This is a genomic window from Mycobacterium sp. 852013-51886_SCH5428379, assembly GCF_001665575.1.
Taxonomy (GTDB): Bacteria; Actinomycetota; Actinomycetes; order Mycobacteriales; family Mycobacteriaceae; genus Mycobacterium.
Genome location: NZ_LZSU01000019.1, coordinates 242,073 through 262,537, shown reverse-complemented (window position 1 = coordinate 262,537; position 20,465 = coordinate 242,073). Strand labels below are relative to the sequence as shown.

The window sequence follows — 20,465 nt, the reverse complement described above, 5'->3', positions numbered from 1 at the left end:
CCCTCAGTTCTTGTTGCGCTTGACGTCCTTGAACGGCACCCCGCGGTCGGCGGCGGCCTCGCGCGGGAAGCCGAGCACCCGTTCGCCGATGATGTTGCGGGCGATCTCAGTGGTGCCGCCGCCCAGCGACGCGGTCTGTCGAGTCAGATAACGGTCGCCGTAGCGGATCAGCTGATCGCCGCCGTCGACGACACCCGCTGCACCCAGAAGCGCGAGCGCCGTGTCGATTTCGAACTGGATGGATTCGGCGTGGGTGATTCGGATGATGGAGCCGGCGGCCTGGGGCAGCGAGCCGTCGAGAACCCCGTGGTACACGTGGTCGATCAGCTGCTCCTGCACCGCGCGCTGCACCAGCGCCCGACCCGCCATCTCCCGCGCCCGTTCGCTGTCGGACTGGCCGGTCTCGGCGAGCAACTCCCGGTAGTCCACCGGCTGGTCGGTGACGCCCTCCGGGCCTATACCGCTGGCGAATTCGGAGCCACCACCCACCGCACGGCGTTCGTGGTAGAGCTGCCGGGACGCGACTTCCCAGCCCTTGTTCACCTCGCCCACCACGGCGTCATCGCCGAGTTCGAGATTGTCGAAGAACTCCTCGCAGAACTCGTTGCCGCCGTCGACCTGTTTGATGCGCCGCATCGTGATGCCCGGTGCGTCCAGCGGCACCAGGAACATCGTCAGCCCTTCGTGTTTGGGCACGTTCCAGTCGGTGCGCGCGAGCAGCAGCCCGTAGTCCGCGGCGAACGCGCTGGTGCTCCACGTCTTGGCGCCGTTGATCACCCATTTGTCGCCCTGCCGGTCGGCGCGGGTGATGACACCGGCCAGATCGGAGCCGCCGCTGGGTTCGGACAGCAACTGCACCAGGATCTGCTCACCGCGGATGACGGCCGAGATGTGTTTGCGCTTCTGCTCTTCGGACCCGGTGTCGAGGATGGTGGCCCCGCAGATCGTGAACGTCGGAGTGTTCAGGATGATCGGCAGCTCGTATTCCTTGGACACCGCGTCGAACGCCCGCTGGTAGGCAATCGGATAGCCGAGGCCGCCGTACTCCCTCGGGAAGCAGATGCCGGCGAATCCGCCTGCGTGCAGCTTCTTCTGGAGTTCGCGGGCACGCAGCCACGGGCCCTCCTCGCCGCGGTCGGCGTCCGGCGGGTTTGCGGGGTCGATGCGCGGCATGTTCTCGGCCAGCCAGGCCTGCGCCCTGGCACGGAACTCCTCGACGCTCTCCGGCGCCGTCACCGGGGATTGCTCGGTGGTGGTGGCCTCGGTCATGACGCAGACTCCAGTTCGTCGTGCAGCGCATACACACGCAGGTTGTGGTCTTCGGGGGTGCCGAACAGCGACCGGTACAGCGTGGCCCGCCGCAGATACAGGTGCAGGTCGTGTTCCCACGTCACGCCGATGCCGCCGTGCAGCTGCACGGCGTCCTGGATCATCGACGACGCATGTTCGCCGACATAGGATTTCGCGACGCTGACGGAGAAGGCGGCGTCGGGGGAGCGGTCGGCGACAGCCCGGACCGCGGCCCGGGTGGCGGCCCGGCAGGCCTCGAGATGGATCTTCAGGTCGGCGAACCGGTGCTTGAGCGCCTGGTAGGACGCGAGCGGTCGGCCGAACGAATGCCGGTCGAAGGCCCACTGGACGGTGAAGTCGACGACGGTCTGCAAGATGCCGAGCACCTCGGCGCACTGCAGCACCTGGGCGATCTGGCTCTGGAGGTCGATCAGCGTCGCGGTCTCGGCCGCGGAGCCCACCGCCGCGGACTCGTCGACGGTCACGCCGTCGAACTCCACCCGGGCGTACCGCTTGACCAGGTCGACCGAGCGCTGTTCGGTGATCGTCACGCCGGCGGCATCGGTGGGCACCAGGAACTGCCGCAGGTCGTCGCCGTCGCGGGCGGTCACCAGCAGCACCGCGCTGCGGGCACCCGCCTCCACTCGGTCCTTGATGCCGTCGATGCGGTAACCGCCGTCGACCGGCGTCGCGGTCACATTGGCCTGTAACGGATCCCACTGGCGGCCGGGTTCGTAAACCGCCCAGGAGGCGACGGTCTCCCCGGACACCAGCGCCTCGATCAACTCGCCGTGGCGCTGTGCCTGAGCGTCATCCCTGCAGGCGTCGACGAGTCCGGCGAGGACGGTGCTGACCGGATGCAGCGGGCCGGGCGCGACGGTGTGCCCGATCTGCTCGGCGACCAGCGCCAGATCCTGCACCCCGTTGCCGGATACGCTGCCGCCGCCGAGTTCCTCGGGCACCAGCAGGCTGGCCCACCCCAGCTCGGCGGCACGTTGCCACCATCCGGGATCGAACTCGGCGCCTTCGGCGTGCAACTCTCGCACCTTGCCCAGCGAGGCCTCCTTCTCGAGGAAGGCCTGCGCCGTGGAGGCGAAGAGCATCTGTTCTGGGCTTGCCACGTCGGTCATGAGATCCGTTCAGCCGTCGGCGGAGGGGTGGTCAGGTCAGGACGAGTGCGGGTACGTCGGGCTTGTAGACCTTCTTGTTGGGCACCTTGAACAGGTCGACGAGATTGCCGCCCATGATCTTTCGGATGCCGCTATCGTCGAGGCCCATCTGCTCCAGGTCGCCGACGAGGTTGATCGGATCGGCGAGCCCCTCTGGGTGCGGCCAGTCCGACCCGAAGATCACCCGGTCGATGCCGAGCAGATCGGCCATCTGCTTGAAGTCGTCCTCCCAGAACGGTGCCACGTACACGCCGCGCCGGAACGCCTGGATCGGGTCCTCCGGGAACTCCTGCGGCATCTTCGAGTAGACGTCCTTGAACTGGTAGAACAGGTACGGCACCCAGGAGGCGCCGTTCTCGATCGACAGGATGCGCAGATCCGGGTTGCGGGTCAGTGCGCCGTGGCACACCAGGGCGGCCATGGTGTCCTCGATGGGTCGCTTGCCCATCGCGACCATCCGGAAGGAGGTCGGCTTGAACGGCAGGAACTCGTCGGCCGGCTCCCAGTCGTTGAGGTACTGCGCGTAGCCACTGTCGGAGGCGTGCATGCACACCGGGATGCCGGCCTTGACGCAGGCGTCCCAGAACGGGTCGAACTCCGGCAGCCCCATCGACCGGGTGCCGCGGTAGCCGGGCACCGGGGCGGGTCGCACCAGGACGGTCTTGGCGCCCCGCTCCAGGCACCACTGCAGCTCCTCGAGCGCCCGGTCGACCACGCTGAGGTTGATGACCGGCGTGGAGAAGATCCGGTCTTCGTAGTTGAACTGCCACGTCTCGTACATCCACTGGTTGAGGGCGTGGATGATGTCGAGGATCGCGTCGGGGTCGTCCTTGAGCCGCTCTTCGACGAGGCTGGCCAGGGTCGGGAACATGATCGTGTAGTCCAGGCCGAGGCTGTCGAGCACCTCGAGGCGGGCCTGCGGGTTCCGGAAGGCCGGGATCGCCTTCATCGGTTTGCCCATGATCTCCCGGAAACTCTTGCCGCCGCTGCCGTGCCGGAAGTACTCCTCCTGCGCGCCCGGCCGCGCGACCACCTCGAAGGTGGGGTTGGGGATGTAGTCGCTGATCGTGTTGCGCACGACGATCTTGGTCCGGCCGCGGACGTCGATGTAGTCGATGATGCCCTTGCGGTGCTCCGGCAGGAACTGCGTCAGCGCCTCTTGCGGCTCGTAGAAGTGGTTGTCCGCATCGAAAACGGGATAGGACAGCTCGCGTGACGGCATATCCGCCTCCTGGAAGTCGGGTTCGCGTGAAGCGGTAATGACATTACCACTCGATGCTGCGCAGGCAGAATGCGTAGATGTGCTCACCCTCGACCGGGACGCCGGCGAGTTCCGCGCCCAGCACGCGCATCCGCATCGCACCCAACGCGGTATGCATGATCATCGCTGCGGTCGCGTCCGCGTCGATGTCATCGCGGAACGCCTGTTCGCTGATGCCGCGACGGATGATGTCGCTGATCAGAGCATGCAGCGGGGCGAGCACCCTGGCGTAGTCCCGTGGCAGCGTCTCGGCGAGACGGTCGTTGTACGACGTCAGACCCCGGTTGACCCGGTCCTGCGTGCCGGAGCCCGCGGGGACGCACAGGCGATCGATGAGCGTCCGCAGCGCTTCCCGGCTCGGCTGGTCGTCGGTGGCCGCGCGCCAGCGCAGTGCCGACTCCGACATGATCCGGTCGATCAAGGCGAGCAGGAGTTCGTCTTTGGTCGAGAAGTGCTGGTAGAAGCTGCGTAGCGACGTCTTGGACCGTTCGACCACCTCGAGGACCGTGAAGTCCGAGCGTCCGGTCTCGCCGAGGATCTCCAGTGCGGACCGCATGAAGCGCTGCGGCCTGGTCTCTCCGGTGTCGGCGGTGGGGATCGTCGGACTGCCGGGAGCCCGCGCGCTGCCCTTCGCCATAAGACGCCTCTCGCCTCGTGATGAGAATGACGTTACCGCTTTGGCAGAAGGCTAGTACCTTCTCTGGGTACCTAACTCTAAGTGACGGAACCCCCGACGAAAGAGGCGTGAAGATGACGACGGATGCAGGCCACACTTCACAGCAGACGCCGTGGACGGTCCAGACGCTGCTTGACCTGTTCGACGCCCAACCCGCAGGCGAGAACCAATTCACCGCCGACACCGGTATTGCCGGCGCCGACGAGCGCCAGGTGGTCGAGGGCACGCAGGTCGTGGCCCAGGCCATCGTTGCTGCGGCCAAGCGGTTCGAGGGCAAGTCGGTGCGGTCCGTGCACGCGGTGTTCGCCCGGGTGGTGACGGTGGGCCCGCCGGTGGAACTCGACATCGACGTCGTCAGCGAGGGCCGGTCGACGGCCACCGCGGTGGTGACGGCATCGCAGAACGGCAAGCGGTGCATCACGGTGACGGTGTTCACCGACGTACCGTCGGGCGACGTCATCCGCCATCACCTGCCGCGGGCCGACGTGGCCGCGCCCGCCGACGCCTACGACGGCGGCATGCCGATGACCGGGCGGCAGGTGCGGGTGGTCGACGTGGCCGACGTCAACAGCCCCGACGAGGTGGGCCCGCCCGAGTTGTACGCGTGGTTGCACTACGACCCGATCCCGCAGCGCGACGACCTCGCGAAGGCGCTCATCGCGTATTTCACCGGCCACCTCGGCATTTCGACCACGATGCGGGCGCACGAGGGGATCGGCACAGCGCAGGCGCACCTGACGGTGTCGACGGCGCCGATGACGGTCACCGTGAGCTTTCACGAGCCCGTTGCCTGGAACGGCTGGCTGCTCTACGGCCACGAGAGCACGCAGGTCGGTGCGGGAATGTCCTACGTGCGCGGGACCGTGCACACCGAGGAGGGTGAACTCATCGCCTCGTTCGCCCAGGACGGTCTGATCCGCCCGCTGCGCACCACCGACACGTCGATCAAGGAGCAGTCGCGACTCTGAGCGATCGAGGGCGCAGTTAGATCTTGAGATAGCCCTTGTCGGCGGGGATCTGGGCCGCGGTGACCAGGGACGACGCGTCGCCGGCCAACCACACCACGATGTCGGACACCAGTTCGGGCGCGGCCAGCGAATCGGTCGGCAGCGCGCCGGGCGAGAAGCTGTGGATGTAGGTCTGGTGATCGGCGAAGATCTGATACATCGACGTGTCGTTACCCATCGGGGTGTCGGTGCCGTACGGGTGCACCGAGTTGACGCGGATGCCGAACTCGCCGAGTTCCACCGCGAGCGAGTTGGTCAGCCCGACGACGCCGAACTTGCTGGCGCAGTAGTGTCCACAGCCGGGAACCGCCTTGATGCCCGCTGCGGAGCTGATGGTGATGATGGAGCCGCCGTTGCCCGCGGCGATCATCGGGGGAACGACCGCGCGGATCGTGTTCCAGACGCCGGTGAGGTTGGTGTCGAGGGTGTCCTGCCACTGCTGGGGCGAAATCTCCCACAGCCGGCCCCAGTTGAGGACTCCAGCGTTCGCGACGACGATGTCGAGGCGCCCGAACTGGGCGACGGCGTCGGCGACCACCCGCATCTGACCGTCGGCGTCGCGGACGTCGACGGGTGCGGCGACGATCTTGCGCCCCTCGCCCTCGACCAGGGCGACCGTTTCGGCCAGATCGGATGGGTCGGCGGGCGGATAACCGTTGGCGTCACTGACCGGCGCGCAGGCGTCGATCGCGACGATGTCGGCACCAGCGCGCGCCAGGCGTACGCAGTGCGACCGTCCCTGACCGCGCGCCGCGCCCGTCACGTAGGCCACCCGGCCGGCGAGGGGCAGGTTCTCGTCCGTCATGTGGTCAGCTCCTCAATGCTCATCGACGTCCCACGCATGGTGCACGATGTCGTGCAGGTGGTACAGCGATATCGAGGCGATTGTGAATTCGCTTCCATTGCTGCGTAATCCGCGGCGCGACCATCCGTCGTCGGGCACGGCGGCATAGGTGTCGGCCACGGTGATCGCGGCGTCGAACAGTTCGCCGGCCACCACGGCGGGGTCCTGGGACGCGTAGTCGTCCTCGACGGCGGTGCGGTCCTGGTCCCAGTTGGCGAACAGCGGTTCGTGCTGGGTGAGCATCGATCGGACCCGCTGGTTGAAGATCCGGTGGACATCGCGGACGTGGCAGCCGTATTCGAGGACGGACCAGGCCGCCGGGTTCCGGCGCGTTGCGGCGCCGGGAGCGCCGAGGCGCCGGAGCCACTCGTCGGCGTCGCAGCGGAGGTGGTCGCCGACCTCGGCCGACGCCACGGCGGTCGCGTCGAAACCGCACTCCGGGCAGGGCCGGTCCAGCACCCAGGTCCAGTCCTTGGTGTCGGGTTCGATCGCGTCGCCGGTCATGTGAACTCGCCGAGCAGCGCCGACCGCAGCACATCGAGGGGGAGGCCGCCCAGGTCCAGGGCGCGGCGATGGAAGTCTTTGAGGGGCATGCTCTCTGCCAGCATGGACTCACGCAGTTGCTGCCAGATCCGTTGCCCGACGGCGTATGACGGCGCCTGACCGGGCCAGCCGAGGTAGCGGTCGAGTTCGAAGCTGCGGTGCTTGTCCGACTGCGCCGAATGCTGCGCGAGGAAGTCCCACGCCCTGGTCACGTCCCACCGGCCACCGTCGGGAGCGGTGAGTTCGCAGTGCACGCCGATGTCGATGGCCACCCGCGCGGCCCGGAACCGCTGCGCGTCGAGCATGCCCATACGGGCGCCGTCGTCGTCGAGCCAGCCCAGTTCGGCCATCAGCCGTTCGGCGTAGAGCGCCCAGCCCTCACCATGCCCGGACACCCAGCAGCCCAGCCGACGCCAGCGGTTCAGCTCGCCGGCGAGCACCACCGCACGTCCGATCTGCAGATGGTGGCCGGGCACACCCTCGTGGAAGACGGTGGTGGTCTCCTGCCAGGTGTGGAAGACGTCCTTACCGGGCGGCACCGACCACCACATCCGGCCCGGCCGCGTCAGATCCTCGGACGGGCCGGTGTAGTAGATGCCGCCGGTCTGCGTCGGGGCGATCCGGCACTCGAGATTGCGCAGGGCGGGGTCGATGTCGAAGTGGGTGCCCGCCAGCGCGTCGACCGCGCGGTCGGACAGGTCCTGCATCCACTGTTGCAACGCATCGGTGCCATGGACCTGGTAGCGCGGTTCGTCGTCCAGACGGCTGACGGTCTCGGCGACCGACACCCCGGGGTAGAGCCGGTCAGCGACCGTCTCCTGTTCGGCGACAATCGAATCGAGCTGCTCGAGGCCCCACGCGTAGGTTTCGTCCAGGTCGATCTCGGTGCCGAGGAACGATCGCGACATCAGCCGGTAGGCGTCCCGGCCGACGGCGTCGCGTTCCCGCGCCCGCGGAGCCAGCTCGTCGGCCAGCACTCGGCTCAACTCGCGGTAGGCGTCGCCGGCCGCGGCGGCGTGCCGGTCCAGGTCGGCCTGCAGCGCCGGTCGGTCCGGGGCAGCCCCGGCCACCATGTCGACGAACAGTCGCGCGATCTGGTCGGCCTGGTCGATACCGCGGCGCACCTGACGGATGGCCGGTGGATGCGGGCCGTCCGCCGCGGCGCACAGCGCCTCGGCGTAACCGGGTACCCGCTGCGGCAGTTTCGCCAGGCGGCGGCTGATCACCGCCCAGTCGTCGTCGGTGTCGGTGGCCATCAGGTCGAACACGTCGCGCATGGTCTGCAGCGGCGAGGCGATCACGTTGAGCTCGCCGACGTCCAGGCCCGCGTCGTGGATGTCGAGCAGCACACCGAGACGTTCGCGCATGGCCGCCGCGGTGACCGCGTCGGCCTCGTCGACGGCCACCACGGCGTCGAGTTCCCGCAGCGCGGCCCTGGCGGCCTCGGCGCGTTCGGCGACGGCGTCGGGGCAGTAGTCGGTGATCTCCTCGTCGTAGTTGCGGTCACCGCCGCTGATGCCCAGTTCTGTTGCCGCACAGGGATCGAGCGCGGCCAGGGTGTCGAGATAGCGTTCCGCGACGGCGTCGACGGCCGTTGGATGTCTAGCCGAGGTCATTGGTGGCGAATGTATCGCATTTCTGCGGATCGCCGGTCTGGTAGCCGACGGTGAACCACTTCTGCCGCTGTTCGGAGGAGCCGTGGGTCCACGACTCGGGATTGACCCGGCCGGTGGCAGCCTCCTGGATCCGGTCGTCGCCCACGGCCGCCGCCGCGGACAGCGCGTCGGCGATGTCCTTGTCTGTCAACGGTTCCAGGAACGGCACGCCGGTGCTCTCCTGGACCGTCACCGATGCGTAGTGCGCCCACACGCCCGCGTAGCAGTCCGCCTGCAACTCGGTACGCACGCCGCCGCCGGTGGGCCCCTCTGGATCCTGCTGCGCGCGCGCGAGCGAGCCCTGCAGCTGTTGCACGTGGTGGCCGAACTCGTGGGCCACCACATACTCCTGTGCGAACGGCCCACCACTGGAGCCGAACTGGGTCGTCAGCACGTCGAAGAAGTCGGTGTCGAAATAGGCGGTCTGGTCACCGGGGCAGTAGAACGGACCCACCGCGCTGGTGGCCGGTCCACACGCGGTGTCCACCCGTCCCTGGAAGATCTCCACCCGCGGCCTGGTGTAGCCCGGATCGAGCTGCGCCCACACCGCATCGAGCGAATTGCCCGTGGCGACCACCCGGCACTGTACGAACTGGTTGGCGTCGGCTCCGGTCCGGCACTGGCTCAGGTCGAATCCGGGCGTCTCGACGCCCTCGGTGCCCAGCTGCTCCTGCTGGGGCAGCACCGTGCCGGGGTCGACGCCGAGGAACAGCGCCACCACCACGATCAGCAGCCCGCCGATGCCGCCGCCGACCGCGATGCCGCGGCCACCCCCGCGTCCGCCTCCGCTGCTCGACGTGGTGCTGGTGTCGATCCGCATACCTTCGTTGAAGGTCATCGCAGGCTCCGTCCGGACTCGGTGAGGCGCCCGACTCAGCGCCGGTGTTCACCCTCCCACACTACGATTCGGGCGTGTCCCGATAGCGCTCGTCGGTGTAACGGCGCAGGTTGTGCAGGAACCGCTGGAACAGCCAGGCCATCACCGGCCGGCCCAGCGACATGCCCAGCCGGGCCGCCGCCCCGTCGGGCTTCATCGCCATCACCCAGGTCAGATGGCAGCCGCCCGGTGTCTCGACGACGCGGTAGTCCTCGGCGAACGCCGCGATGCTGCCCGTGGACGCCTCGTTGAACCGGAAAGCCATGCGCCGGAACGGTTCCCACGCCAGGTACTCCTCGTGGCCGACGATGCCGCCGCGCATCTGCACAGTTCGGGTGGTGCCCACGCCGCGCGGTTCGGGGCTGGTCCAGGTGACCTTGGTGATGACGCTCGCCCAGTGCGGCCACGATTCGGCGTCGGCGAGCACCTCGAAGACCTGCTCGGGAGTGATCGCGAGATCGACCGTGCTGACGAATCGGAACGGCGCAGAGTCGACGAAGTCCAGGCCGACGCGTTCGCAGGCGTGCATGGCCATACACAGTAGCCGGAAGTGTCCACCCGACCATCCCTCTAGACTGTGGCGGTTCCGTTTTCTCCCGTCGTCAGGAGTTGTTCGTGCTGCGCAGTCACCCCGCCGGATCGCTGCGGCCAACCGACGCCGGTCAGAAGGTGACGCTGGCGGGCTGGGTGGCCCGGCGCCGCGACCACGGCGGCGTCATCTTCATCGACCTGCGCGACGCATCCGGTGTGTCGCAGGTGGTGTTCCGCGAAGGCGCCGTGCTCGAGGCGGCCCACCGGTTGCGCGCCGAGTACTGCGTCGCCGTCGAGGGCATCGTCGAGGTCCGTCCCGAGGGCAACGAGAACGCCGACATCCCGACCGGTGGCATCGAGGTCAACGCCACCACGCTGACGGTGCTGGGGGAGAGCGCCCCGCTGCCGTTCCAGCTCGACGAGGAGCCCGGCGAGGAGGCGCGGCTGCGCTACCGCTACCTCGACCTGCGCCGCGAAGGCCCGGGCAAGGCCCTGCGGCTGCGCTCGAGGGTCAACGCCGCCGCCCGCGAGGTGCTGGCCGGTCACGACTTCGTGGAGATCGAGACCCCGACCATGACCCGGTCCACGCCCGAGGGTGCGCGCGACTTCCTGGTCCCTGCACGGTTGCAGCCCGGTTCGTTCTACGCACTGCCGCAGAGCCCGCAGCTGTTCAAGCAACTGCTGATGGTGGCCGGTATGGAGCGCTACTACCAGATCGCGCGCTGCTACCGCGACGAGGATTTCCGCGCCGATCGGCAGCCGGAGTTCACCCAGCTCGACATGGAGATGAGCTTCGTCTCGGCCGAGGACGTCATCGCGGTGTCCGAACAGGTCCTGCGCGCCGTGTGGGCCACGATCGGCCACGACCTGCCCACACCGTTGCCGCGCATCTCCTACGACGAGGCGATGCGCCGGTTCGGGACGGACAAACCGGATCTGCGGTTCGGGCTCGAGCTGGTGGAGTGCAAAGAGTTCTTCGCCGACACCACCTTCCGCGTCTTCCAGGCGCCCTATGTCGGCGCGGTGGTGATGCCCGGAGGCGCCTCGCAGCCCCGGCGCACCCTCGACGGCTGGCAGGAGTGGGCCAAACAGCGCGGTGCGAAGGGGCTGGCCTACGTCCTCGTCGGCGAAGACGGCACCCTCGGCGGGCCGGTCGCCAAGAACCTCACCGACGCCGAGCGCGAGGGGCTGGCCGCCCATGTCGGCGCCGCCCCCGGCGACTGCATCTTCTTCGCGGCCGGACCGGTCAAGTCCTCCCGCGCGTTGCTGGGTGCGGCACGCGGCGAGATCGCCAAACGGCTGGACCTGATCGACCCCGATGCGTGGGCCTTCACGTGGGTGGTGGACTGGCCGCTGTTCGAGATGGCGGAGGAGGCCACCGCGGCCGGTGACGTGGCCGTCGGATCCGGGGCGTGGACGGCCGTGCACCACGCGTTCACCGCTCCGCAGCCGCAGTCGGAGCAGACGTTCGACACTGATCCGGGCAGTGCGCTCGCCGATGCGTACGACATCGTCTGCAACGGCAACGAGATCGGTGGCGGATCGATCCGTATCCATCGCCGCGACGTCCAGGAGCGGGTGTTCGCGATGATGGGCATCGATCACGACGAGGCGCAGGACAAGTTCGGATTCCTGTTGGACGCGTTCACTTTCGGCGCGCCGCCGCATGGTGGTATCGCGTTCGGCTGGGACCGCATCACCGCGCTGCTGGCCGGTGTCGACTCGATCCGCGAGGTGATCGCGTTCCCGAAGTCCGGCGGCGGGGTCGATCCGCTGACCGGTGCGCCGTCGCCCATCACGGTGCAGCAGCGTCGCGAGTCGGGCATCGACGCCAAACCCGCCAAGGGCGGCGCATAAGCACTTTCTGACCGGGGGGCCGGGATACGATCCGCGCGTGCCCGGGCCCCGCCGGTTCCGCCCGCCCAACGCCACCGTCCTGACCACCGTGGTGGCGATCCTGGCGGTCTACGTGGCATCGCTGGTCGGGTACCGCCTTCTGGAGCAGCCACCACAGGCCTTCGAATTCGCGGAGGCCTCCGTCGACGACCAGTCGGCCGTCGTCATCCGGTTGCGCCAGGTCGATGTTTCGGAGAACCGCCTCACCGTCGACGTACTGCTGCGTCCGGGTACCGCGATCCTGGCCAACGGCCCGGAGGCGGTGCGCGATCCCGTCGTCCGGCTCAGCTCGTGGACGGAATCCGGGCGGCTCATCTACGTGCACGACGACCTCGCCGGCAACGAGTCGACCACCAGCCTGGTGGCGGTCGGGGATCCCGACGACTGGCCCGTGGATTCGTACACGACCGACGTCATCGGGGTGGAGGCGTCCGTCGCGGAGGGTGACGGCCGGCTCGCACTCCCCGCCCCGGTCGTCGTGGGCGGGAGCGTCAACGGCTGGCACATCGAGGCCCGGATGGGGGAGATCTCCGCGCCCTGGGGGCCGGTGCAGACCGTGCAGTTCACCCTTCAGCGCACCCGCGGCGCGCACGCCATGGACATCGGCATCCTGCTTGTCCTGCTCACCCTGCCGGCCACCGCGCTGTTCGTGGCGATCGAGATGTTGCTGAACCGTCGAAAGTTCCAGCCGCCGTTCATCACCTGGTTCGCGGCGATGCTGTTCGCGGTCGTCCCGTTGCGGACGATCCTGCCCGGTGCCCCGCCGCCGGGGGCGTGGATCGATCTGGCGGTGATCCTCTGGGTCCTCATCGCCCTGGCCGGGGCAATGGTCGTCTTCGTCATCGCCTGGTGGCGGCAGACGAGGTTGGATTCCGAGCCGAAGAAGTTGGAGGTCACATGACCGAATCTGCAAACAATCCCGTCGACATCGGCGCCCTCAACGATTTCAACACCGCGATCGTCGAAGAGTTCCGCGCCAACGGCGGCAAGGTGGGCGGTCCCTTCGAGGGCGCCACGCTGCTGCTGCTGCACACGACCGGCGCCAAGAGCGGCAAGAAGCGAGTCTCACCGTTGGCCTACATGACCGTCGACGGCAGGATGCTGATCGTGGGCTCGTACGCCGGGGCGCCGAAGGATCCGGCGTGGGTGCACAACCTGCGTGCCCACCCCAAGGCCTACATCGAGGTGGGCACGGACGCCTACGACGTCGACGTCCGCGAGCTGCCGGCTGACGAACGCGACGCGACCTACCCGAAGATCATCGAAGTGGCGCCCATGTTGGCCGACTATCAGGCCAGGACCGACCGGGTGATTCCGCTGTTCGAGCTCACCCGCGCATAGCCGCACGTCCCCCTGCGCGAAACAGCATTCCAGTCTGCGAAGACGCCGTCCTGAGGACCGGGAACGCTGTTTCGCGCAGATTTCAGAGGCGTTCGATGATTGTGGCGTTGGCCATGCCGCCCGCTTCGCACATCGTATGCAGGCCGTAGCGGCCGTCGCGCTGTTCGAGCGCGTTGACCAGCGTGGTCATGATCCGCACGCCGCTCGCGCCGAGCGGGTGACCGATTGCGATGGCGCCGCCGTTGACGTTGGTCTTGGCCAGATCGGCACCCGTGTCGTGCGCCCACGACAGGACGACGGGTGCGAACGCCTCGTTGACCTCGAACAGGTCGATGTCCGACAGCGCGAGGCCGGCTCTGGTCAGTACCTTCTCGGTGGCCGGGATGACGCCGGTGAGCATGTACAGCGGATCCGAGCCGACCGCGGTCGCGGTGTGGATGCGGGCCAGCGGACGCAACCCGAGCCGCTTGGCGGCCTCGGTGGTGGTGATCAGCACCGCGGCGCTGCCGTCGGACAGCGGCGAACTGTTGCCCGCGGTGATCTCCCAGCCGATCTGCGGAAAACGCTCCTCGTAGGCGGGGTTGTAGAACGCCGGTTTGAGCCCCGCCAGCGTCTCGACCGTGGTGCCGGGCCGGATGATCTCGTCAGTGGTGAGTCCGGCGATCGGCGCCAGTTCGGCGTCGAAACGGCCCTCCTTGGTCGCGGCGGCGGCCTTCTCGTGGCTGCCAGCGGAGAACTCGTCGAGCTGCCCGCGCGACAGCCCCCACTTGGCTGCGATGAGCTCCGCTGAGATGCCTTGCGGCACAAGCCCCTCGGGATAGCGCTGTGCGAAGCCGTCACCGAACGGGTTGCTGCCCGGCAGCACCGAGGTGCCCATCGGCACGCGGCTCATCGACTCCACGCCGGCGGCCACCACGATGTCGTAGGCGCCGGACACCACCCCCTGGGCGGCGAAACTGATGGCCTGCTGGCTGCTGCCGCACTGGCGGTCGACCGTGGTGCCGGGCACCGACTCCGGAAAACCGGCGCCCAGCAGCGCGTTGCGGGCGATGTTGACGGCCTGGTCGCCGACCTGGGTCACCGCGCCGGCGATGACGTCGTCGATCTCGGCCGGATCGATGCCGGTGCGCGCGACCAGCTCCCTGAGGCTGTGGGCGAGCAGATCCGCCGGCAGGACGCCGTGCAGCGCACCGCCGGGCTTGCCCTTGCCGATCGGGGTGCGGACGGCGCCGACGATCACGGCGTCGCGACCTGAGTATCCGGACATGGCCAACTCTCCTCTGAGTATTGTCTTGTGTACCCAGGTGTATATCACCTGGGTATAGTTGAAACAACCCAGATGTGAGGGAGATTCCGTGGCCGTGCTCCAGGGTCCGCTGGCCGACCGCGACGCCTGGTCGGCGGTCGGACACTGTCCGATCGAGAAGACGATGACGTTACTCGGCACCAAGACCACGATGCTGCTGATGCGCGAGGCGTTCTACGGCACCACCCGGTTCGACGACTTCTGGCGGCGGGTCGGGGTCACCAAGGCCGCGGCCGCGGCGCGGCTGACCGATCTGGTCGACGCCGGGTTGCTGGAACGACGGCCGTACCGCGAACCCGGGCAGCGCAGCCGCGACGAGTACGTGCTGACCGACGCGGGCCGCGACTTCATGCCCGTGGTGTGGGCGCTGTTCGAATGGGGCCGCAGGCACATCGACGACACCCGGCTGCGGCTGACCCATCAGGGCTGTGGCGAGCAGGCGAGCGTCGAGATCCGCTGCGCGGCGGGCCACGAGGTACCGGTCGCCGAACTGGGCGTACGGCTGGTCCGGTGACGCTACTCTCGGCCGGTGCTGCATCTTCGGGTCATCGCGCCACCCGGGCTCCGTGAGGCCGTACTCGAGTTGCTGACCGGCAACCCCGGCGTGACCCACCTGGTGTTTCATCGCGATGCCGCCCTCGACCCGCGCGGCGACGAGATCACCGCGGAGTTGGCCAGGGAGTCGGCCAACGAGGTCATCGACGCGCTGAAGAAGATCGGCGTCAAGGAGCGCGGGGCCATCACGCTCGACCTCGTCGACACCGTGCTCTCCGCGCGCGCCTACCGCGCCGAGAACGAGGCCGAGGGTGATCCGGCCGATGCCGTGGTGTGGGACGAACTGGCCGCCCGCACCCGCGAGGAGTCCACGCTCAACGTCACCTTCGTCGCCTTCCTCACGCTGGCGTGCCTGATCGCCGCAATCGGGGTGGCCACCGACTCTCCGGTGACGGTCGTCGGCGGCATGGTGGTCGGGCCCGAATTCGGCCCGCTCGCCGCGCTGGCGGTCGCGCTGGTGCGCAAACGTGCCTACCTCGCACGCCGTGCCGGGCTGGCGCTGGTGATCGGCTTTCCGATCGCGATGGCGATCACCGCGGTCGCGGTGCTCGCCGGGGAGGCGCTCGGGTGGATCGAGCTGGCCAGCACCCGGCACCTCGAAGAGGTCGACTTCATCTTCCGGGTCGGCCCACTCTCACTCGTCGTCGCGTTGCTCGCCGGCGCGGCCGGCATGCTGTCGCTGGTGTCGGCGAAATCGGCGGCGCTGGTAGGAGTGTTCATCTCGGTGACCACCGTGCCGGCGGCCGGTTACGCGGTCGTCGCCGCGACGGTCGGCGACTGGGACATCGCCGCGCAGTCCGCCCTGCAACTGGTCCTCAACATCGTCGCGGTGGTCGTCGCCGGAGCGCTCGTGCTGTGGACCCGGCGCCTGGCCGGATGAGGGCGACACCACTGCCGGACCGCATGCGCACCTCTGACCGGGTGCGTACCGTCTCGCTGTGATGGTTCTCCGCGCGATGGGCTCCCCGGAGCTCGATGATGTGCTCGCCGGGTACCGCAGCGCCCGCGCGCAGCAGGCGCTCTTCGATCCGCGCGGCGGAACCCCGACCCTCTATGACGAGTTCGTCGACGCCGCGGGCGACGTCCGCCCGGTCTGGCAGGAACTCGCCGAGGGCGTCGGCGAGCGCGGCCGCGCCGGCCTGAACCGACTGCGCGACACCGTGCGCGGTCTGGTCGACAACGACGGCATCACCTACATCCGGCCCGACGGCGAGGAAGGCCCCGTCTCCTGGCGACTCGACGGACTGCCGCTGCTGCTCTCACCGGCCGACTGGGACGTGCTCGAGACCGGTGTCGTCCAACGGTCACGCATCCTCGACGCCGTACTGGCCGATCTCTACGGCGACCGCCGCTCGATCACCAGCGGGGTGCTGCCGCCGCAACTGCTGTTCGCCCACCCCGGATACGTGCGCGCGGCGCGGGGGATCGCGGTGCCGGGGCGACGGCAGCTGTTCATGCACGGCTGCGACGTCAGCCGCGGCGCCGACGGCGGATTCCGCGTCAACGCCGACTGGACGCAGGCGCCGTCCGGTGCCGGCTACGCGCTGGCCGACCGGCGGGTGGTCGCCCACGCCGTCCCCGACCTCTACGAACGGATCGGTCCCCGGCCCGTCACGCCGTGGGCCCAGGCCCTGCGGCTGGCGCTGCTCGAAGCCGCCCCCGAGGCGGCCGACGAACCCGTCGTCGTGGTGTTGAGCCCGGGCACCATGTCCGAGACCGCGTTCGACCAGGCCTACCTGGCCAGTGTGCTGGGCTTCCCGCTGGTCGAGAGCGAAGACCTCGTGGTGCGCGACGGCAGGCTGTGGATGCGCTCGCTGGGCACGCTCAAACGTGTCGACGTGGTGTTGCGCCGCGTCGACGCCGCCTACGCCGACCCGTTGGATCTGCGCGCCGATTCGCGCCTCGGGGTGGTCGGCCTGGTCGAGGCACTGCGCCGCGGCACGGTCACGGTGGTCAACACCCTGGGCAGCGGGATCCTGGAGAGCCCCGGCGTGACGCGGTTCCTGCCGGAGTTGTCCAGGCTGCTGCTCGACGAGACGCCGACGTTGCCGACCGCGCCGCTGTACTGGGCCGGAATCGACCTGGAGCGTTCGCATCTGCTCACCCACCTGTCGTCGCTGGTGATCCGATCGGTCACCGGCGCGGAGCCGATCGTGGGACCGCTGCTGACGGCGAAGGCGCGCGCAGAACTGACCGCGCGCATCGAGGCCACCCCGTGGGAGTGGGTCGGCCAGGAGCTCCCGCAGTTCTCCTCGGCGCCGACCAATCTGCGGCGCCGCGGGCTGTCCGCGGCCGGGGTGGGCATGCGGTTGTTCACCGTCGCCCAGCCCGGCGGGTACGCGCCCATGGCGGGCGGGCTCGGATACCTGCTGGCCTCCGGTCACGGCGCCACCCGCCTGGAAAGCGTTGCCGCCAAGGATGTCTGGGTGCGACCCCCGGCGCGGGCGCAGGCCGAGCGCACGCCGTCCGAACCCGCCTCCATCACCGTCACCGGTACCCCCACCCGCGTCGTCAGTTCCCCGCGCGTGCTGTCGGACCTGTTCTGGATGGGGCGCTACGCCGAGCGCGCCGAACACATGGCCCGGCTGCTGACCGTCACGCGGCAGCGTTTCCACGAGTTCCGCTACCACCAGGATTCGCCCGAGAGCGAATGTGTTCCGGTACTGCTCACCGCAATCGGTCAGATCACCGGCACCGACACCGGGGCCGACGGCGACCACGCCGAGATGATCGCCACCGCACCGACGACGCTGTGGGCGCTGACCGCCGACCGGCATCGGCCCGGATCGCTGGCCCAGGCTGTCGAGCGGTTGGGTTTCGCGGCCCGCTCGGTGCGCGACCAGATGTCCAACGACACCTGGATGGTGCTGACGGCGGTGGAGCGTGGGGTGCTGGACTCCTCGGCCGCACCCCCGGATTCGCAGGCCGAGGGGGAGGCCTACCTCGCATCGGCGCACAGCCTGACACTGGCGGGCATGCTGGCCCTGTCGGGGGTCGCCGCCGAGTCGATGGTGCAGGACGTCGGCTGGACGATGATGGACATCGGTAAGCGCATCGAACGCGGACAGGCGCTGACCGCGCTGCTGGGCGCCACACTCGGCCGGGTGCGGGCACGGAGCGCCGAACGGACCATCACCGAATCCGCGCTCGCCGCATGCGAATCCGCGATCAGCTACCGACGGCGCACCCTGGGCAACGTCAGTGTCGCCGCCGTCGCCGATCTCGTGCTGTTCGACCCGCAGAATCCGCGGTCGCTGGTCTTCCAGTTCGACCGGCTGCGCGCCGGGCTGCGGGCCCTGCCCGGCTCGTCGGGATCGTCGCGGCCGGAACGGATCGTCGAGGATCTGACGGTGCGGCTGCGCCGGGTCGACCCCGACGATCTCGAGGTCGTCGACGCCGCGGGCCACCGGGATGCCCTGACCGAGCTGCTCGACGGCATCACCCGCGATCTGCGCGAGCTGTCGGCGGCGATCACCGCCAGCCATCTGTCGCTGCCCGGAGACATGCAGCCGCTGTGGGGACCCGGCGTTCGGCGGGTGTTGCCGTGACGCGCTGCTACGGGATCACCCACCGCACGGTCTACGACTACTCCGGCGACGTCACCAGCTCCTACGGCCGCGGATTCCTGACGCCACGCGACACCGTCGGGCAGCGCTGCCTGACCCATCGACTGGACATCGAACCGGCCCCCACCGACAGCTCGACCAGCCGCGACGTCTACGGCAACCTCAGCTCGTACTTCCACGTCACCGAGCGGCACCGCCGGCTCGCGGTGGTCAGCAGATCCCTCGTCGAGGTCGATCCGGTGGAACCGGAGCGCTACTGCACCGGATCCGCGAGCGCGCCGTGGGAGATCGCGCGGCCGGTCGGCGCGGACGCCGCGCTGGCCGTCGAGTTCACCCTGGATCTGCAGACGCCGGAGATCACCGACGCAGTACGGGCCTACGCCGCACCGAGTTTCGAACCGGGGCGCCCGCTGATCGAGGTGCTCCGGGATCTCTCGGCGCGGATCTTCACCGATTTCACCTACCGGTCCGGCTCCACCACCGTCTCGACGCGGGTCGGCGAGGTTTTGGCCGCCGGTGAAGGGGTATGTCAGGACTTCGCGCGGCTCGCCATTGCCTGCCTGCGTGCCAACGGTCTCGCCGCGAGCTACGTGTCGGGCTATCTGGCCACGGACCCGCCCCCCGGAAAGGAACGCATGGTAGGCGTCGACGCGACCCACGCATGGGCCGCGGTGTGGACCCCGCAGAATCAGTGGCTGGCCATCGATCCGACCAACGACCAGTTGATCGACGAACGATATGTGGTGGTGGGTTTCGGCCGCGACTACGCCGACGTCCCGCCGCTGCGGGGCATCATCTACACCGATTCGCACAGCAGCAACATCGAGGTGTCGGTCGACGTGGCACCGTGTGAGGGGGTGGGTGTGGATGCGTGACTTCAACTGTCCGAACTGCGGTCAGCGGCTGGCGTTCGAGAACTCGCTGTGCCTGAACTGCAAGAGTGCGCTGGGGTTCTCCCTCGAGGATATGGCGCTGCTGGTGATCGCACCGCCGGACGAGAGCGGGCACGCCGGTGCGGTCGACGAGAGCCACTACGAGCTGTGCGTGAATCGTCATCTGGCCGAGTGCAATTGGTTGGTCGAGCGGGGCTCTGACGGTCCGCGGCTGTGCGCCTCGTGCGAGCTGACGCGGACCCGGCCCAACGACGCCGACAAGAAGGCGCTGGCGGCGTTCGCGGCTGCCGAGCGGGCCAAGCGCCGGCTGATCGCCGAACTGCACGAACTCAAGCTGCCGATCGTCGGCCGCGACGAGGATCCCGACTACGGGCTGGCCTTCGACCTGTTGTCGAGCGAGAACGAGAAAGTGTTCACCGGTCACGCCAACGGCGTCATCACCCTGGATCTCGCCGAGGGTGACGACGTGCACCGCGAACAGTTGCGCATCGCGATGGAGGAGCCGTACCGCACGCTGCTCGGCCACTTCCGTCACGAGATCGGCCACTATTACTACTACCGGCTGGTCGGCCCGTCGCCGGAGTACAAGGCGCAGTTCGTCGAGCTGTTCGGCGACCCGGACGCGAGCTATCAGGACGCGTTGGACCGCCACTACAGCGAGGGCGCGCCCACCGGCTGGGCCAAGAACTACGTCTCCTCCTACGCCACCATGCACGCCGCGGAGGACTGGGCGGAGACCTTCGCTCACTATCTGCACATTCGCGACACCCTCGACACCGCAGCGGCTTTCGGATTCGCACCGGCGGGCGCCACCTTCGAACGCCGCAACCTCGGGCCGAGCGGCTTCGACACGATCATCGACATGTGGTTGCCGCTGTCCTGGTCGCTGAACATGGTCAACCGGTCGATGGGTCGCGAGGACCTCTACCCGTTCGTGCTGCCGCCGCCGGTGCTGGAGAAGATGCGTTTCATCCACACGGTCATCGACGACATCACCTCCGATCCGGTCAAGCTCGCCGACCTCAACGCGAATCGTCAGCAGCAGCAGTCCTGAG

General features: G+C 68.8%; 19 protein-coding genes. 9 read left to right on the top strand and 10 right to left on the bottom strand.

Annotated features, from left to right (window positions below; genetic code table 11):
* Nucleotides 1–3: 3 nt before the first annotated feature.
* From A5757_RS08620 to A5757_RS08605, 4 genes are read right to left on the bottom strand one after another with little or no spacing between them, the layout of a single operon-like run.
* Nucleotides 4–1,269 (bottom strand): acyl-CoA dehydrogenase family protein, encoded by a 1,266-nt coding sequence (locus A5757_RS08620; RefSeq protein ID WP_066831393.1) that lies wholly within the window; start codon nt 1,267–1,269, stop codon nt 4–6.
* Nucleotides 1,266–2,420 carry an acyl-CoA dehydrogenase family protein gene (locus A5757_RS08615; protein ID WP_066831391.1) on the bottom strand — a complete coding sequence of 385 codons (1,155 nt, stop codon included), beginning with the start codon at nt 2,418–2,420 and terminating at the stop codon, nt 1,266–1,268. The genes A5757_RS08620 and A5757_RS08615 overlap by 4 nt, the downstream gene beginning before the upstream one ends.
* A 31-nt stretch (nt 2,421–2,451) precedes the next feature.
* The gene (locus A5757_RS08610) at nt 2,452–3,681 is read right to left on the bottom strand and encodes an amidohydrolase family protein (RefSeq protein ID WP_066831389.1); all 1,230 of its coding nucleotides are present in this window, start codon (nt 3,679–3,681) and stop codon (nt 2,452–2,454) included.
* A gap of 43 nt (nt 3,682–3,724) precedes the next feature.
* The gene (locus tag A5757_RS08605) at nt 3,725–4,357 is read right to left on the bottom strand and encodes a TetR/AcrR family transcriptional regulator (RefSeq protein WP_066831386.1); all 633 of its coding nucleotides are present in this window, start codon (nt 4,355–4,357) and stop codon (nt 3,725–3,727) included.
* A 113-nt stretch (nt 4,358–4,470) separates the two neighbouring features.
* Between A5757_RS08605 and A5757_RS08600 the strand changes: the two genes are divergently transcribed.
* Nucleotides 4,471–5,364 (top strand): acyl-CoA thioesterase II, encoded by an 894-nt coding sequence (locus tag A5757_RS08600; protein WP_066832296.1) that lies wholly within the window; start codon nt 4,471–4,473, stop codon nt 5,362–5,364.
* Nucleotides 5,365–5,380: 16 nt separating this feature from the next.
* On the opposite strand, the gene A5757_RS08595 is transcribed toward A5757_RS08600, so the two are convergent.
* The 5 genes from A5757_RS08595 to A5757_RS08575 all read right to left on the bottom strand — a co-directional run bounded on the left by A5757_RS08595 (nt 5,381) and on the right by A5757_RS08575 (nt 9,857).
* Nucleotides 5,381–6,208, bottom strand: a complete 828-nt coding sequence (locus A5757_RS08595) for a mycofactocin-coupled SDR family oxidoreductase (protein ID WP_066831383.1) — start codon at nt 6,206–6,208, stop codon at nt 5,381–5,383.
* 12 nt (nt 6,209–6,220) lie between these two features.
* Complete coding sequence (locus A5757_RS08590; protein WP_066831382.1) at nt 6,221–6,751, bottom strand: DinB family protein; 531 nt, start codon at nt 6,749–6,751, stop codon at nt 6,221–6,223.
* Entirely contained in the window at nt 6,748–8,406 is a 1,659-nt protein-coding gene (locus A5757_RS08585; protein ID WP_066831379.1) for a DUF885 domain-containing protein, read from the bottom strand. The genes A5757_RS08590 and A5757_RS08585 overlap by 4 nt, the downstream gene beginning before the upstream one ends.
* Nucleotides 8,393–9,283: a neutral zinc metallopeptidase gene (locus A5757_RS08580; protein ID WP_066831374.1), complete on the bottom strand. Its 891-nt coding sequence runs from the start codon at nt 9,281–9,283 to the stop codon at nt 8,393–8,395. The genes A5757_RS08585 and A5757_RS08580 overlap by 14 nt, the downstream gene beginning before the upstream one ends.
* 61 nt (nt 9,284–9,344) lie before the next feature.
* The gene (locus A5757_RS08575) at nt 9,345–9,857 is read right to left on the bottom strand and encodes an SRPBCC family protein (protein ID WP_066831370.1); all 513 of its coding nucleotides are present in this window, start codon (nt 9,855–9,857) and stop codon (nt 9,345–9,347) included.
* A gap of 74 nt (nt 9,858–9,931) precedes the next feature.
* On the opposite strand from A5757_RS08575, the gene aspS reads away from it, so the two are divergent.
* Genes aspS through A5757_RS08560 form a run of 3 tightly spaced genes read left to right on the top strand, consistent with a single transcriptional unit; the run spans nt 9,932 to nt 13,090 of the window.
* Nucleotides 9,932–11,710 (top strand): aspartate--tRNA ligase, encoded by a 1,779-nt coding sequence (gene aspS, locus A5757_RS08570; RefSeq protein WP_197497293.1) that lies wholly within the window; start codon nt 9,932–9,934, stop codon nt 11,708–11,710.
* A gap of 37 nt (nt 11,711–11,747) precedes the next feature.
* A complete protein-coding gene (locus A5757_RS08565) occupies nt 11,748–12,650 on the top strand; it encodes a DUF4436 family protein (protein WP_066831368.1) in 903 nt (300 codons plus the stop codon).
* The gene (locus A5757_RS08560; RefSeq protein ID WP_066831366.1) at nt 12,647–13,090 is read left to right on the top strand and encodes a nitroreductase family deazaflavin-dependent oxidoreductase; all 444 of its coding nucleotides are present in this window, start codon (nt 12,647–12,649) and stop codon (nt 13,088–13,090) included. Before A5757_RS08565 ends, A5757_RS08560 begins: the two co-directional genes overlap by 4 nt.
* An 82-nt stretch (nt 13,091–13,172) precedes the next feature.
* On the opposite strand, the gene A5757_RS08555 is transcribed toward A5757_RS08560, so the two are convergent.
* Nucleotides 13,173–14,357, bottom strand: a complete 1,185-nt coding sequence (locus tag A5757_RS08555) for an acetyl-CoA C-acyltransferase (RefSeq protein WP_066831364.1) — start codon at nt 14,355–14,357, stop codon at nt 13,173–13,175.
* 88 nt (nt 14,358–14,445) lie between these two features.
* Here A5757_RS08555 and A5757_RS08550 point away from each other — a divergent pair, with 88 nt between their 5' ends.
* From A5757_RS08550 to A5757_RS08530, 5 genes are all read left to right on the top strand, one after another.
* Entirely contained in the window at nt 14,446–14,910 is a 465-nt protein-coding gene (locus A5757_RS08550) for a helix-turn-helix domain-containing protein (protein ID WP_066831362.1), read from the top strand.
* Nucleotides 14,911–14,925: 15 nt separating this feature from the next.
* Nucleotides 14,926–15,831: a DUF389 domain-containing protein gene (locus A5757_RS08545; protein WP_066831360.1), complete on the top strand. Its 906-nt coding sequence runs from the start codon at nt 14,926–14,928 to the stop codon at nt 15,829–15,831.
* 61 nt (nt 15,832–15,892) lie between these two features.
* A complete protein-coding gene (locus A5757_RS08540; protein ID WP_066831358.1) occupies nt 15,893–18,499 on the top strand; it encodes a circularly permuted type 2 ATP-grasp protein in 2,607 nt (868 codons plus the stop codon).
* Entirely contained in the window at nt 18,496–19,392 is an 897-nt protein-coding gene (locus tag A5757_RS08535) for a transglutaminase family protein (protein WP_231983919.1), read from the top strand. The genes A5757_RS08540 and A5757_RS08535 overlap by 4 nt, the downstream gene beginning before the upstream one ends.
* Complete coding sequence (locus A5757_RS08530) at nt 19,385–20,464, top strand: putative zinc-binding metallopeptidase (RefSeq protein ID WP_066831353.1); 1,080 nt, start codon at nt 19,385–19,387, stop codon at nt 20,462–20,464. Before A5757_RS08535 ends, A5757_RS08530 begins: the two co-directional genes overlap by 8 nt.
* Nucleotide 20,465 lies beyond the last annotated feature (1 nt).

Excerpts from the sequence above, each read along its gene's own strand:
- A5757_RS08530 (WP_066831353.1), top strand. The coding sequence starts at position 19,385 with ATGCGTGACTTCAACTGTCCGAACTGCGGTCAGCGGCTGGCGTTCGAG.
- A5757_RS08540 (WP_066831358.1), top strand. The coding sequence starts at position 15,893 with ATGGTTCTCCGCGCGATGGGCTCCCCGGAGCTCGATGATGTGCTCGCC.
- A5757_RS08595 (WP_066831383.1), bottom strand. The coding sequence starts at position 6,208 with ATGACGGACGAGAACCTGCCCCTCGCCGGCCGGGTGGCCTACGTGACG.
- A5757_RS08610 (WP_066831389.1), bottom strand. The coding sequence starts at position 3,681 with ATGCCGTCACGCGAGCTGTCCTATCCCGTTTTCGATGCGGACAACCAC.
- A5757_RS08600 (WP_066832296.1), top strand. The coding sequence starts at position 4,471 with ATGACGACGGATGCAGGCCACACTTCACAGCAGACGCCGTGGACGGTC.
- A5757_RS08620 (WP_066831393.1), bottom strand. The coding sequence starts at position 1,269 with ATGACCGAGGCCACCACCACCGAGCAATCCCCGGTGACGGCGCCGGAG.
- A5757_RS08580 (WP_066831374.1), bottom strand. The coding sequence starts at position 9,283 with ATGACCTTCAACGAAGGTATGCGGATCGACACCAGCACCACGTCGAGC.
- A5757_RS08590 (WP_066831382.1), bottom strand. The coding sequence starts at position 6,751 with ATGACCGGCGACGCGATCGAACCCGACACCAAGGACTGGACCTGGGTG.
- A5757_RS08560 (WP_066831366.1), top strand. The coding sequence starts at position 12,647 with ATGACCGAATCTGCAAACAATCCCGTCGACATCGGCGCCCTCAACGAT.
- A5757_RS08605 (WP_066831386.1), bottom strand. The coding sequence starts at position 4,357 with ATGGCGAAGGGCAGCGCGCGGGCTCCCGGCAGTCCGACGATCCCCACC.
- A5757_RS08555 (WP_066831364.1), bottom strand. The coding sequence starts at position 14,357 with ATGTCCGGATACTCAGGTCGCGACGCCGTGATCGTCGGCGCCGTCCGC.
- A5757_RS08575 (WP_066831370.1), bottom strand. The coding sequence starts at position 9,857 with ATGGCCATGCACGCCTGCGAACGCGTCGGCCTGGACTTCGTCGACTCT.
- A5757_RS08585 (WP_066831379.1), bottom strand. The coding sequence starts at position 8,406 with ATGACCTCGGCTAGACATCCAACGGCCGTCGACGCCGTCGCGGAACGC.
- A5757_RS08615 (WP_066831391.1), bottom strand. The coding sequence starts at position 2,420 with ATGACCGACGTGGCAAGCCCAGAACAGATGCTCTTCGCCTCCACGGCG.